At 53.1% G+C, this 13,813-nt stretch carries 11 protein-coding genes and 2 tRNA genes; 11 read left to right on the forward strand and 2 right to left on the reverse strand.

Annotated features, from left to right (window positions below; translation table 11 throughout):
- Window positions 1–187: 187 nt before the first annotated feature.
- Complete coding sequence (greA, locus tag ACLD4F_RS14680; RefSeq protein WP_001148008.1) at window positions 188–664, forward strand: transcription elongation factor GreA; 477 nt, start codon at window positions 188–190, stop codon at window positions 662–664.
- 155 nt (window positions 665–819) lie between these two features.
- Here greA and yhbY read toward each other — a convergent pair whose 3' ends face one another.
- Window positions 820–1,113 (reverse strand): ribosome assembly RNA-binding protein YhbY, encoded by a 294-nt coding sequence (gene yhbY, locus ACLD4F_RS14685; protein WP_001592995.1) that lies wholly within the window; start codon window positions 1,111–1,113, stop codon window positions 820–822.
- Between the two features lie 126 nt (window positions 1,114–1,239).
- On the opposite strand from yhbY, the gene rlmE reads away from it, so the two are divergent.
- The 6 genes from rlmE (at window position 1,240) to ACLD4F_RS14715 (ending at window position 6,842) form a co-directional block, all read left to right on the forward strand.
- Window positions 1,240–1,866 carry a 23S rRNA (uridine(2552)-2'-O)-methyltransferase RlmE gene (gene rlmE, locus ACLD4F_RS14690; RefSeq protein WP_000145974.1) on the forward strand — a complete coding sequence of 209 codons (627 nt, stop codon included), beginning with the start codon at window positions 1,240–1,242 and terminating at the stop codon, window positions 1,864–1,866.
- A gap of 103 nt (window positions 1,867–1,969) precedes the next feature.
- Window positions 1,970–3,904 carry an ATP-dependent zinc metalloprotease FtsH gene (gene ftsH / locus ACLD4F_RS14695; protein WP_001107481.1) on the forward strand — a complete coding sequence of 645 codons (1,935 nt, stop codon included), beginning with the start codon at window positions 1,970–1,972 and terminating at the stop codon, window positions 3,902–3,904.
- 104 nt (window positions 3,905–4,008) lie between these two features.
- Window positions 4,009–4,857 (forward strand): dihydropteroate synthase, encoded by an 849-nt coding sequence (gene folP, locus ACLD4F_RS14700; protein WP_000764710.1) that lies wholly within the window; start codon window positions 4,009–4,011, stop codon window positions 4,855–4,857.
- Window positions 4,850–6,187 carry a phosphoglucosamine mutase gene (gene glmM, locus ACLD4F_RS14705; protein WP_000071169.1) on the forward strand — a complete coding sequence of 446 codons (1,338 nt, stop codon included), beginning with the start codon at window positions 4,850–4,852 and terminating at the stop codon, window positions 6,185–6,187. The genes folP and glmM overlap by 8 nt, the downstream gene beginning before the upstream one ends.
- Before the next feature lie 222 nt (window positions 6,188–6,409).
- A complete protein-coding gene (secG, locus tag ACLD4F_RS14710; RefSeq protein ID WP_000272680.1) occupies window positions 6,410–6,742 on the forward strand; it encodes a preprotein translocase subunit SecG in 333 nt (110 codons plus the stop codon).
- A 13-nt stretch (window positions 6,743–6,755) separates the two neighbouring features.
- Window positions 6,756–6,842 (forward strand) — tRNA-Leu (locus ACLD4F_RS14715).
- A gap of 196 nt (window positions 6,843–7,038) precedes the next feature.
- On the opposite strand, the gene argG is transcribed toward ACLD4F_RS14715, so the two are convergent.
- Entirely contained in the window at window positions 7,039–8,382 is a 1,344-nt protein-coding gene (gene argG / locus ACLD4F_RS14720) for an argininosuccinate synthase (RefSeq protein WP_000207653.1), read from the reverse strand.
- A gap of 343 nt (window positions 8,383–8,725) precedes the next feature.
- Here argG and ACLD4F_RS14725 point away from each other — a divergent pair.
- The 4 genes from ACLD4F_RS14725 (at window position 8,726) to infB (ending at window position 13,695) form a co-directional block, all read left to right on the forward strand.
- Window positions 8,726–8,802 (forward strand) — tRNA-Met (locus ACLD4F_RS14725).
- Window positions 8,803–9,009: 207 nt separating this feature from the next.
- Window positions 9,010–9,462, forward strand: coding sequence for a ribosome maturation factor RimP (gene rimP, locus ACLD4F_RS14730; RefSeq protein WP_000105461.1), 453 nt, complete (start codon window positions 9,010–9,012; stop codon window positions 9,460–9,462).
- A 27-nt stretch (window positions 9,463–9,489) separates the two neighbouring features.
- A complete protein-coding gene (gene nusA, locus ACLD4F_RS14735; RefSeq protein WP_001031038.1) occupies window positions 9,490–10,992 on the forward strand; it encodes a transcription termination factor NusA in 1,503 nt (500 codons plus the stop codon).
- Between the two features lie 24 nt (window positions 10,993–11,016).
- Window positions 11,017–13,695, forward strand: coding sequence for a translation initiation factor IF-2 (gene infB / locus ACLD4F_RS14740; RefSeq protein WP_000133064.1), 2,679 nt, complete (start codon window positions 11,017–11,019; stop codon window positions 13,693–13,695).
- Window positions 13,696–13,813: the final 118 nt, after the last annotated feature.

The following is a 13,813-nucleotide window of genomic DNA, read 5'->3' on the forward strand; positions in this document are numbered from 1 at the left end:
AAACGATGACCCATAGGGAACTCCAGGGTAAAATGGTTATCAAAGAGGAAATTGTAGCTGACCTGGGACTGCGCGCCCGGGTTGGTGTTTTTTTGCTTCTGACCCTGGTATGGCATATGCCGGGGCTGGCTTAGCAGCCGGGGTAGAGTTCATTGCCCCCTACAGGAATGTTCAAGAGGTATAACAAATGCAAGCTATTCCGATGACCTTACGCGGAGCCGAAAAACTGCGCGAAGAGCTGGATTTTCTGAAATCTGTGCGCCGTCCTGAAATCATCGCCGCTATCGCCGAAGCGCGCGAACATGGCGATTTAAAAGAAAACGCGGAGTATCATGCTGCACGCGAACAGCAGGGTTTCTGCGAAGGGCGCATTAAAGATATCGAAGCAAAACTGTCGAATGCGCAGGTGATTGATGTCACTAAAATGCCGAACAATGGTCGCGTGATTTTCGGCGCTACCGTCACGGTGCTGAACCTGGACACCGACGAAGAGCAGACCTACCGCATTGTTGGCGACGATGAGGCGGATTTTAAGCAAAATCTCATTTCGGTAAACTCGCCAATCGCTCGCGGCCTGATCGGCAAAGAGCAGGATGACGTCGTGGTGATCAAAACGCCTGGCGGCGATGTGGAATACGAAGTGCTTAAAGTGGAATACCTTTAAGTAGTACTCAATACGCAAATTGTTGGTGTATTGTAAAGAAAGGAAAAAGGCCGCATAGCGGCCTTTTATCAACGGAGAGAGCGTGGCATTTTGCTCTCCTGCTCGTGGAAAACCCCTCGTTTTACACAGATTTTGTGTTCGACTTTAGGATATCCTTAACGCGGCAGCGAGATTTTACGCTCTTTAGTTGGGCGATACAGCACCAGCGTTTTACCGATGACCTGTACGTTACAGGCGCCGGTTTCGCGCACGATAGCGTCCACGATCAAGGTTTTTGTTTCGCGATCTTCCGAGGCGATTTTCACCTTGATAAGTTCATGGTGCTCTAACGCTTGTTCAATCTCGGCCAGTACCCCTTCGGTCAAACCATTATTGCCAAGCATAACAACAGGCTTGAGCGGATGTGCCAGACCTTTTAGGTGCTGTTTTTGTTTAGTACTCAGATTCATCGTATATTTTTGCTTACGTTGGGATTGAAAACGGGTCATTCTACCGCCATCTCCCTTATATCGCCAAATAGGCGTGTAGAAATTTACGCCATTGGCTACGATGAACTGCCCCGACGGGAAAGTTAAATGACAGGTAAAAAGCGTTCTGCCAGCTCAAGCCGCTGGCTTCAGGAACACTTTAGCGATAAATATGTTCAACAGGCGCAGAAAAAGGGGCTACGCTCCCGTGCCTGGTTTAAACTTGATGAAATACAGCAAAGTGACAAACTTTTTAAGCCGGGAATGACGGTAGTCGATCTCGGCGCTGCGCCAGGAGGCTGGTCACAGTATGTGGTCACGCAGATTGGCGGCAAAGGCCGCATCATCGCTTGTGATCTTTTACCTATGGATCCTATCGTTGGTGTGGACTTTCTTCAGGGCGATTTTCGTGATGAACTTGTCATGAAAGCGTTACTGGAACGCGTGGGTGACAGTAAAGTACAAGTTGTCATGTCGGATATGGCACCAAACATGAGCGGAACACCGGCGGTGGATATCCCCCGCGCCATGTATCTGGTGGAGCTGGCGTTAGAGATGTGCCGCGATGTGCTGGCGCCAGGCGGAAGTTTTGTAGTGAAGGTGTTCCAGGGCGAAGGTTTCGATGAGTATCTAAGGGAAATTCGCTCCCTGTTTACGAAGGTTAAAGTTCGTAAGCCGGACTCTTCGCGTGCGCGTTCGCGTGAAGTGTACATTGTAGCGACCGGGCGAAAGTGATAACCGGCAGATTTCAGACGTAAGGTTTGAAAGAAACTGGATATAGAGTATCCTGACGCTGTTTTTAACACAGTTGTAATAAGAGGTTAATCCCTTGAGTGACATGGCGAAAAACCTAATACTCTGGCTGGTCATTGCCGTTGTGCTGATGTCAGTATTCCAGAGCTTTGGGCCCAGCGAGTCTAATGGCCGTAAGGTGGATTACTCTACCTTCCTGCAAGAGGTCAATCAGGACCAGGTTCGCGAAGCGCGTATCAACGGACGTGAGATCAACGTTACCAAGAAAGATAGTAACCGTTACACGACTTACATTCCGATTAATGATCCGAAGCTGCTTGATAACCTGCTGACTAAAAACGTCAAGGTTGTTGGCGAACCACCTGAAGAGCCAAGCCTGCTGGCTTCTATCTTCATTTCCTGGTTCCCGATGCTGTTGCTGATCGGCGTCTGGATCTTCTTCATGCGTCAGATGCAGGGCGGCGGTGGCAAAGGCGCCATGTCGTTCGGTAAGAGCAAGGCGCGTATGCTGACGGAAGATCAGATCAAAACCACGTTTGCTGACGTTGCGGGTTGTGACGAAGCAAAAGAAGAAGTGGCGGAACTGGTTGAATACCTGCGTGAACCGAGCCGTTTCCAGAAGCTGGGCGGTAAAATTCCGAAAGGCGTCCTGATGGTCGGCCCGCCGGGTACCGGTAAAACCCTGCTGGCAAAAGCCATTGCGGGTGAAGCGAAGGTGCCATTCTTTACGATTTCCGGTTCTGACTTTGTGGAAATGTTCGTCGGTGTCGGCGCGTCTCGTGTGCGTGACATGTTCGAACAGGCCAAGAAAGCGGCGCCGTGCATTATCTTCATCGATGAAATCGACGCCGTCGGTCGCCAGCGTGGCGCAGGTCTTGGCGGCGGTCACGATGAACGTGAGCAGACGTTGAACCAGATGCTGGTTGAGATGGACGGCTTCGAAGGTAACGAAGGTATCATCGTTATCGCCGCAACTAACCGTCCGGACGTCCTTGACCCGGCGCTGCTGCGTCCTGGTCGTTTCGACCGTCAGGTGGTGGTAGGCCTGCCGGACGTTCGCGGTCGTGAGCAGATTCTGAAGGTGCATATGCGTCGCGTACCGTTAGCGACGGATATTGATGCGGCGATCATTGCGCGCGGTACGCCGGGCTTCTCCGGTGCTGACCTCGCGAACCTGGTGAACGAAGCGGCGCTGTTTGCGGCTCGTGGTAACAAGCGCGTTGTGTCGATGGTTGAGTTCGAGAAAGCGAAAGACAAAATCATGATGGGCGCCGAACGTCGCTCCATGGTGATGACGGAAGCGCAGAAAGAGTCGACCGCGTACCACGAAGCGGGCCACGCGATTATCGGTCGCCTGGTGCCGGAACACGATCCGGTGCACAAAGTGACGATTATCCCGCGCGGTCGTGCGCTGGGCGTGACCTTCTTCCTGCCTGAAGGCGACGCGATCAGCGCCAGCCGTCAGAAGCTGGAAAGCCAAATCAGCACGCTGTACGGTGGCCGTCTGGCGGAAGAGATTATCTACGGCGTTGAGCATGTTTCTACCGGCGCGTCGAACGACATTAAAGTCGCGACTAACCTGGCGCGTAACATGGTCACCCAGTGGGGCTTCTCGGAGAAACTTGGTCCGTTGCTGTACGCGGAAGAAGAGGGCGAAGTGTTCCTCGGCCGTAGCGTCGCAAAAGCGAAACATATGTCTGATGAAACTGCGCGTATCATCGACCAGGAAGTGAAAGCGCTGATTGAACGTAACTACAATCGCGCTCGTCAGATCCTGACTGACAATATGGATATTCTGCACGCGATGAAAGATGCGCTGATGAAATATGAAACCATCGATGCGCCGCAGATTGATGACCTGATGGCGCGTCGTGAAGTGCGTCCGCCTGCGGGCTGGGAAGATCCAAACGGCACCAATAACTCTGACAGCAATGGTACGCCTCAGGCGCCGCGTCCGGTTGATGAACCACGCACGCCGAACCCGGGCAACACGATGTCAGAGCAGCTGGGCGACAAATAAGCATTTGTTGTACAACATTATGTTTAGCGCTCACCGAAACCCTGGGGCTTGCCCCGGGGTTTTTCTTTTTTTAACTCACCATAAATAAAACAGGGATTTTGACCATGAAACTCTTCGCTCAGGGCGCCACGCTCGATCTCACTCATCCGCATGTTATGGGTATCCTGAACGTAACGCCGGATTCGTTCTCCGACGGCGGCGCGCATAACACGCTGATTGAGGCGGTGAAACATGCGAATTTAATGGTGAATGCCGGGGCGACAATTATTGATGTGGGGGGGGAATCAACGCGACCAGGCGCGGCGGAAGTGAGCGTGGAAGAAGAGCTGGATCGCGTTATTCCGGTACTGGAAGCAATCGCGCAACGTTTTGAAGTGTGGATTTCTGTGGATACCTCTAAACCCGAGGTGATCCGTGAAGCGGCAAGGGCGGGCGCGCATATTATCAATGATGTCCGTTCGCTCTCCGAGCCCGGCGCGTTGGAAGCGGCAGCGGAAACCGGCTTGCCGGTCAGTCTTATGCACATGCAGGGCAACCCCAAAACCATGCAGGAGGCGCCGAAATATGACGATGTCTTTGCCGAGGTGAATCGCTACTTTATTGAGCAAATAGCACGTTGTGAGAAGGCCGGCATCGCAAAAGAGAAATTGTTGCTCGACCCCGGATTCGGTTTCGGTAAAAATCTCTCTCACAATTATACCTTACTGGCGCGACTGGGTGAGTTTCATCATTTTAACCTGCCGCTGCTGGTGGGCATGTCACGTAAAACGATGGTTGGTCAGTTACTTAACGTGGGACCATCAGACCGTCTGAACGGCAGCCTTGCGTGCGCGGTAATTGCCGCGATGCAGGGCGCGCAGATCATTCGCGTCCATGACGTCAAAGAAACCGTAGAGGCGATGCGGGTGGTGGAAGCCACTCTGTCTGCAAAGGAAAACAAACGCTATGAGTAATCGTAAATATTTCGGTACCGATGGGATTCGCGGACGTGTAGGCAATGCCCCCATTACACCTGATTTCGTGCTTAAACTGGGTTGGGCTGCCGGAAAAGTGCTGGCGCGTCATGGCTCGCGTAAAATCATTATCGGTAAAGATACGCGTATTTCCGGCTATATGCTGGAGTCCGCGCTGGAGGCGGGCCTTGCCGCTGCGGGGCTGTCGGCCTCGTTTACCGGGCCTATGCCAACGCCAGCCGTCGCCTATCTGACGCGGACTTTCCGCGCGGAGGCGGGTATCGTTATCTCGGCTTCGCATAACCCGTTCTATGATAACGGCATTAAATTCTTCTCTATCGACGGTACGAAACTGCCTGACGATGTGGAAGAAGCCATCGAAGCCGAAATGGAAAAAGAGATCACCTGCGTAGACTCCGCCGAGCTGGGGAAAGCGAGCCGCATCGTCGATGCCGCCGGACGCTATATTGAGTTCTGTAAAGGCACCTTCCCGAACGAACTGAGCCTCAATGGCCTGAAAGTGGTTGTGGATTGCGCCAACGGCGCTACCTACCATATCGCGCCGAATGTGCTGCGCGAGCTGGGCGCGACCGTTATCGCCATCGGCTGTGAGCCAAACGGCGTCAACATTAACGAAGAAGTGGGCGCGACCGACGTGCGCGCGTTGCAGGCGCGCGTGTTGGCGGAGAAGGCGGACCTCGGCATCGCGCTTGACGGCGACGGCGACCGGGTCATCATGGTTGACCATGAAGGCAATAAAGTCGATGGCGATCAGATTATGTATATCATCGCGCGCGAAGGGCTGCGCCAGGGGCAACTGCGCGGCGGCGCGGTGGGGACGCTGATGAGCAATATGGGGCTGGAGCTGGCGCTCAAGCAGCTTGGCATTCCGTTTGCCCGGGCGAAAGTGGGCGACCGCTACGTGCTGGAAAAATTGCAGGAAAAAGGCTGGCGCATCGGCGCGGAAAACTCTGGTCACGTTATTCTGCTGGATAAAACGACCACTGGCGACGGTATTGTAGCGGGGCTACAAGTTCTGGCGGCGATGGTGCGTAATCATATGAGTCTGCACGATCTGTGTAGCGGTATGAAAATGTTCCCGCAGATTCTGGTTAACGTGCGTTACACCGCCGGTAGCGGCGATCCGCTGGAAAATGAAGCGGTGAAAGCGGTAACGGCGGACGTAGAAGCCACACTCGGCAATCGTGGGCGGGTACTGCTACGTAAATCCGGTACCGAACCGCTGATTCGCGTGATGGTGGAAGGCGAGGATGAAGCGCAGGTTACGGCATTCGCTCATCGTATCGCGGATGCGGTAAAAGCCGTTTAAGCGTTTAAGTGACTAAAAAGGCGGCGGTTGCCGCCTTACTGCCCGCAAAAAACAACGCTTTTGCTGTTTTTTTCCGCAGTTGATACAATGCGCTTAAATTGCCCTTGCGAAGGTCATTCGCTTTGGTTAGTATTCACACCCGCTTCAGTGGGAAACAGTAAAAATCCCGCTTTATTGGTAGAAGCATTGGTACGCGGCAACTCCGCAAGGAACAGGTTGATTATGTACGAAGCTCTTTTAGTTGTTTTCCTTATTGTGGCAATTGGCCTTGTAGGTCTGATCATGCTGCAGCAAGGTAAAGGCGCTGATATGGGAGCCTCCTTCGGAGCAGGCGCTTCCGCTACGCTATTTGGTTCAAGTGGTTCTGGTAACTTCATGACCCGAATGACGGCGGTATTGGCGACGCTGTTCTTCATCATCAGTCTGGTGTTGGGTAATATCAATAGCAATAAAACCAATAAAGGAAGCGAGTGGGAAAATCTGAGCGCGCCGGCGAAGACCGAGCAGACTCAACCTGCTGCACCGGCCCAGCCGACCAGCGATATCCCGCGCTAATAGCAGTATCCGTGCCGAGGTGGTGGAATTGGTAGACACGCTACCTTGAGGTGGTAGTGCCCAATAGGGCTTACGGGTTCAAGTCCCGTCCTCGGTACCAATATTCCAGAAAAGAGACGCTGAAAAGCGTCTTTTTTTTGTTTGTTATTTGTGGTTGTCTGTAGGTCGGATAAGACGTTTACGCCGCCATCCGACATTATTACAACCCATGATGGCGCTACGTTTATCAGGCCAACAGACACCTTATATTCCGCGCATAAAAAAGGCCGCTTTCGCGGCCTTAAAATGATAAATGTTTACTTCGCTTTGTTTTCCAGATTCTCAACCTGCGGCAGACCGGTCGCGGAAGAGGCGGTTAACAGACCCGCTTTCGCGTAGCCGAACAGTTTCTCGCGGGTATCGGTAATGTCCAGATTACGCATGGTCAATTGACCGATACGATCGTCCGGTGAGAACACGGACTCGCCTTTCTCCATGGTCAGACGCTCAGCCTTATAGGTCAGGTTGTCAGACACCGTGTTCAGGATGGAGTAGTCGTTGCCGCGACGCAACTCGAGTGTGACCTCACCGGTAATCTGGCTGGCGACCCAACGTTGCAGGCCGTCACGCAGCATCAGCGCCTGAGAGTCGAACCAGCGGCCCTGATACAGCAGTTTACCCAGCTGACGACCATGTGAATGATACTGTTCAATGGTGTCTTCGTTGTGAATACCGGTCAACAGACGCTCGTAAGCGATGTGCAGCAGCGCCATTCCGGGGGCTTCATAAATACCGCGGCTTTTTGCTTCAATGATGCGGTTTTCAATTTGGTCGCTCATGCCCAGGCCGTGACGGCCACCGATGCGGTTCGCTTCCAGCATCATCTCAACATCATCGCTGAAGGTTTTACCGTTCAGGGCAACAGGGTGACCCTGCTCGAAGCGGACGGTCACAACTTCTGCCGGGATCTTCACGCTTTCGTCCCAGAACTTCACGCCCATAATCGGGTTGACGATCTTGACGCTGGAGTTAAGAAACTCCAGATCTTTCGCTTCATGCGTGGCGCCGAGCATGTTGGAGTCGGTGGAGTAGGCTTTTTCGACTGACATCTTATAGTCGAAACCGCAGGCAATCATAAATTCAGACATCTCATGGCGACCACCCAGCTCATCGATAAAGTCGGTATCCAGCCACGGTTTGTAAATCTGCAGCTCGGCGTTGGTCAGCAAGCCGTAACGATAGAAACGTTCAATATCGTTGCCTTTATAGGTGCTGCCGTCGCCCCAGATATTCACGCCGTCTTCTTTCATCGCGGCGACCAGCATCGTGCCGGTCACGGCACGGCCCAGCGGCGTGGTATTGAAATAGGTCAGTCCGCCAGTCGTATTATGAAAAGCGCCGCACTGAATCGCTGCGATCCCTTCTGCAACCAACTGCTTGCGGCAATCAATCAGGCGAGCATTCTCTGCGCCATACTCCATTGCGCGACGAGGAATGGCGTCATAGTCATCCTCATCCGGTTGTCCCAGATTCGCAGTATAGGCATATGGGACAGCTCCTTTTTGTCGCATCCACAGCAGCGCGGCGCTGGTGTCCAGACCGCCGGAAAAAGCGATACCAATACGTTGACCTGCTGGAAGATGCTTAAGAATCGTCGTCATAGAATAGAACCCTGCTTGATTGACTGATAATGAGATCGGTTTCTGCGTTAGTGCATTTTTATGCAAAATAAATGAGTTTTCATTTAATCATCTTTTAGCAGAGACAGGAAGCGTTTAGTGAAGGTTTACTGAAATAACGTTGTGAAATGCGTGTATAAGCCGGAGAGATGGGATGAGTATAACGAAGAGTGATATTCATTCATCTGCATATTGGGAATAGGGTTGACATAACTCATGCCTGGTCACTATACTGTGCGCAGATTTTACGTCCCGTCCTCGGTACCAAATCCCAGCAGTATTTGCATTTTTTACCCAAAACGAGTAGAATTTGCCACGTTTCAGGCGCGGGGTGGAGCAGCCTGGTAGCTCGTCGGGCTCATAACCCGAAGGTCGTCGGTTCAAATCCGGCCCCCGCAACCACTTTCCCTTAGAGTTCTTTTTCAAATATACTGTGAAGATTATGTCCTTCGTAGCTGGATTTGAAAAAAATTCTTTCGGAAGGTACACCAGACCGCCGTTGCGGTTATAGGGTTCAGTTATCTAAAGCCCCGATTTATCGGGGTTTTTTGTTATCTGACTACAGAATAACTGGGCTTTAGGCCCTTTTTTTATGTCTTGGGGGTGGGCTTGTCCACATTAGAGCAAAAATTAACAGAGATGATTACAGCGCCAGTTGAAGCCTTAGGCTACGAGCTGGTCGGCATCGAATTTATTCGCGGTCGCACATCCACACTGCGCATCTATATTGATAGTGAAGATGGCATCAATGTTGATGATTGTGCTGATGTGAGCCACCAGGTAAGCGCGGTGCTGGACGTTGAAGATCCTATCTCCGTGGCTTACAACCTTGAAGTCTCGTCACCGGGTCTCGACCGTCCTATGTTCACTGCCGATCATTATGCGCGTTTCCAGGGTGAAGAAGTCGCGCTGGTTCTTCGCATGGCGGTACAGAACCGTCGCAAGTGGCAGGGCATTATCAAAGCGGTGGACGGTGAAATGATTACCGTCACAGTCGAAGGCAAAGATGAAGTGTTCGCGCTGAGTAATATCCAGAAGGCGAACCTGGTTCCCCACTTTTAACAGTCTGGATGAGGTGAAAAGCCCGCGATGAACAAAGAAATTTTGGCTGTTGTTGAAGCCGTCTCCAACGAAAAAGCGCTGCCACGCGAAAAAATTTTTGAAGCGCTGGAAAGTGCGCTGGCGACAGCAACAAAGAAAAAATATGAGCAGGAGATCGATGTTCGTGTAGAAATCGATCGTAAAAGCGGTGATTTTGATACTTTCCGCCGTTGGTTGATCGTTGAAGAAGTGACCATGCCGACGAAGGAAATTACGCTGGAAGCGGCGCGTTTTGAAGACGAAAGCCTGAATGTCGGCGACTATGTTGAAGATCAGATTGAATCTGTCACCTTTGACCGTATCACCACGCAGACTGCGAAACAGGTTATCGTTCAGAAAGTGCGTGAAGCCGAACGGGCGATGGTTGTCGATCAGTTCCGCGACCAGGAAGGCGAAATCGTCACTGGCGTGGTGAAGAAAGTGAACCGCGACAATATCTCTCTGGAAATTAAATCCGAAGGGATGGCCGGTAACGCTGAAGCGGTGATTCTGCGTGAAGATATGCTGCCGCGCGAAAACTTCCGCCCTGGCGACCGTATTCGCGGCGTGCTGTATGCTGTTCGCCCGGAAGCGCGTGGCGCGCAGCTGTTCGTCACCCGTTCCAAGCCGGAAATGCTGATCGAACTGTTCCGCATCGAAGTGCCGGAAATCGGCGAGGAAGTGATTGAAATTAAAGCGGCGGCTCGCGATCCGGGCTCTCGTGCGAAAATCGCAGTGAAAACCAACGATAAACGTATCGATCCGGTCGGCGCTTGCGTGGGGATGCGCGGCGCGCGCGTTCAGGCGGTCTCTACCGAACTGGGCGGTGAGCGTATTGATATCGTGCTGTGGGATGATAACCCGGCGCAGTTCGTCATTAATGCGATGGCGCCGGCAGACGTCGCGTCTATCGTGGTGGACGAAGATAAACATACCATGGATATCGCCGTTGAAGCCGGTAATCTGGCGCAGGCGATCGGACGTAATGGTCAGAACGTCCGCCTGGCTTCGCAATTGAGCGGCTGGGAACTCAACGTAATGACCGTTGATGACTTGCAGGCTAAACATCAGGCTGAAGCACATGCCGCTATCGAGATCTTTACTAAATATCTTGATATTGATGAAGAGTTCGCGACCGTTCTGGTAGAAGAAGGTTTCTCCACGCTCGAAGAACTGGCCTATGTGCCAATGAAAGAACTGCTGGAAATTGACGGCCTTGATGAGCCGACCGTTGAAGCACTGCGCGAGCGTGCTAAAAACGCACTGGCCACTCTGGCGCAGGACCAGGAAGCAAGCCTCGGTGATAACAAACCGGCTGACGATCTGCTGAATCTGGAAGGATTAGATCGCGATATGGCTTTCAAACTGGCGGCTCGTGGTGTTTGTACGCTGGAAGATCTCGCCGACCAGGGCATTGATGATCTGGCTGATATCGAAGGGTTGACCGACGAAAAAGCCGGTGAGCTGATTATGGCTGCCCGTAATATTTGCTGGTTCGGCGACGAAGCGTAATAAACTGTAGCAGGAAGGAACAGCATGACAGATGTAACCCTAAAAGCGCTGGCCGCAGAGAGACAGGTTTCCGTGGATCGCCTGGTACAGCAGTTTGCTGATGCAGGTATCCGGAAATCTGCTGACGACTCTGTGTCCGCACAAGAAAAACAGACTTTACTGGCGCACCTGAACCGCGAAGCGGTTTCTGGTCCCGATAAACTGACGCTGCAGCGTAAGACGCGCAGCACCCTGAACATTCCAGGTACCGGTGGAAAAAGTAAATCGGTACAAATCGAAGTCCGCAAGAAGCGCACCTTTGTGAAACGCGATCCGCAAGAGGCTGAACGCCTGGCCGCGGAAGAGCAGGCGCAGCGTGAAGCGGAAGAGCAAGCCCGTCGTGAGGCAGAAGAACAGGCCAAACGCGAGGCGCAACAAAAAGCTGAACGCGAGGCCGCAGAACAAGCTAAGCGTGAAGCCGCTGAAAAAGCGAAACGTGAAGCTGCGGAAAAAGACAAAGTGAGCAATCAACAGACTGACGATATGACCAAAACCGCCCAGGCCGAAAAAGCCCGCCGTGAGAATGAAGCTGCAGAGCTGAAGCGTAAAGCGGAAGAAGAAGCACGTCGCAAACTCGAAGAAGAAGCGCGTCGTGTAGCAGAAGAAGCTCGCCGCATGGCGGAAGAAAACAAATGGACCGCAACGCCTGAGCCAGTAGAAGACACCAGTGACTATCATGTCACCACTTCTCAGCACGCTCGCCAGGCCGAAGACGAAAACGATCGTGAAGTAGAAGGCGGTCGTGGTCGTGGCCGTAATGCAAAAGCGGCGCGTCCGGCGAAAAAAGGCAAACATGCCGAATCCAAAGCCGATCGCGAAGAAGCGCGTGCTGCGGTTCGCGGCGGTAAAGGCGGCAAGCGTAAAGGATCTTCTTTACAGCAAGGCTTCCAGAAGCCCGCTCAGGCCGTTAACCGCGACGTGGTGATCGGTGAAACCATCACCGTTGGCGAACTGGCGAACAAGATGGCGGTGAAAGGTTCTCAGGTCATCAAAGCGATGATGAAGCTGGGCGCCATGGCCACCATCAACCAGGTCATCGACCAGGAAACCGCACAGCTGGTTGCCGAAGAGATGGGCCACAAAGTTATCCTGCGTCGTGAAAACGAACTGGAAGAAGCGGTAATGAGCGACCGTGATACCGGCGCTGCGGCTGAACCGCGCGCCCCGGTTGTGACCATCATGGGTCACGTTGACCACGGTAAAACCTCTCTGCTGGACTACATTCGTTCCACGAAAGTGGCCTCTGGAGAAGCGGGCGGCATTACCCAGCACATCGGTGCGTACCACGTTGAAACTGACAACGGGATGATCACCTTCCTGGACACCCCGGGTCACGCCGCGTTTACCTCGATGCGTGCTCGTGGTGCGCAGGCAACGGATATCGTGGTTCTGGTGGTAGCGGCAGACGATGGCGTGATGCCGCAGACTATCGAAGCTATCCAGCACGCGAAAGCGGCAGGTGTGCCGGTCGTGGTTGCGGTGAACAAAATCGATAAGCCGGAAGCCGATCCGGATCGCGTTAAGAACGAACTGTCCCAGTACGGCATTCTGCCGGAAGAGTGGGGTGGTGAAAGCCAGTTCGTTCACGTGTCTGCGAAAGCGGGTACCGGTATTGACGAACTGCTTGATGCTATCCTGCTGCAGGCCGAAGTTCTGGAACTGAAAGCGGTACGCAAAGGTATGGCGAGCGGCGCGGTGATCGAATCCTTCCTGGATAAAGGTCGTGGTCCGGTGGCTACCGTTCTGGTACGCGAAGGTACGCTGCATAAGGGCGATATCGTGCTGTGTGGCTTCGAATACGGCCGCGTGCGTGCGATGCGTAACGAACTGGGTCAGGAAGTGCTGGAAGCGGGTCCGTCCATTCCGGTGGAAATCCTCGGCCTGTCCGGCGTTCCGGCTGCGGGTGACGAAGTGACCGTCGTTCGCGACGAGAAGAAAGCGCGTGAAGTTGCTCTGTATCGTCAGGGTAAATTCCGTGAAGTTAAACTGGCGCGTCAGCAGAAATCTAAACTCGAGAACATGTTCGCCAACATGACCGAAGGCGAAGTTCACGAAGTGAACATCGTGCTGAAGGCCGACGTACAGGGTTCTGTGGAAGCGATCTCCGACTCCTTGCTGAAACTGTCTACCGACGAAGTGAAAGTGAAGATCATCGGTTCTGGCGTAGGTGGTATCACCGAAACCGACGCGACCCTGGCTGCGGCGTCCAACGCCATTCTGGTTGGCTTCAACGTTCGTGCCGATGCCTCTGCGCGTAAAGTGATCGAATCTGAAAGCCTGGATCTGCGTTACTACTCCGTCATCTATAACCTGATCGACGAAGTGAAAGCGGCGATGAGCGGTATGCTGTCTCCGGAACTGAAACAGCAGATCATCGGTCTGGCTGAAGTGCGCGATGTGTTCAAATCGCCGAAATTCGGCGCGATCGCGGGCTGTATGGTTACCGAAGGTACGATTAAACGCCATAACCCAATCCGCGTTCTGCGTGACAACGTGGTTATCTATGAAGGCGAGCTGGAATCCCTGCGCCGCTTCAAAGATGACGTTAACGAAGTCCGTAACGGCATGGAATGTGGTATCGGCGTGAAGAACTACAACGACGTTCGCGTTGGCGATATGATTGAAGTATTCGAGATTATCGAGATCCAACGTACCATCGCTTAATCTTCGTCGTCTTTTGGGCCGCAACGGCGTTGGCTGCGCTCGCTCACCCCGGTCACATAGTTATCTATGCTCCCGGGGATTTACGAGCTTGCCGCCTTGTTGCAATCCAAAATCCTTA

Source organism: Salmonella sp. 741265050_HSA (genome assembly GCF_046569445.1).
Lineage (GTDB): Bacteria > Pseudomonadota > Gammaproteobacteria > Enterobacterales > Enterobacteriaceae > Salmonella > Salmonella enterica.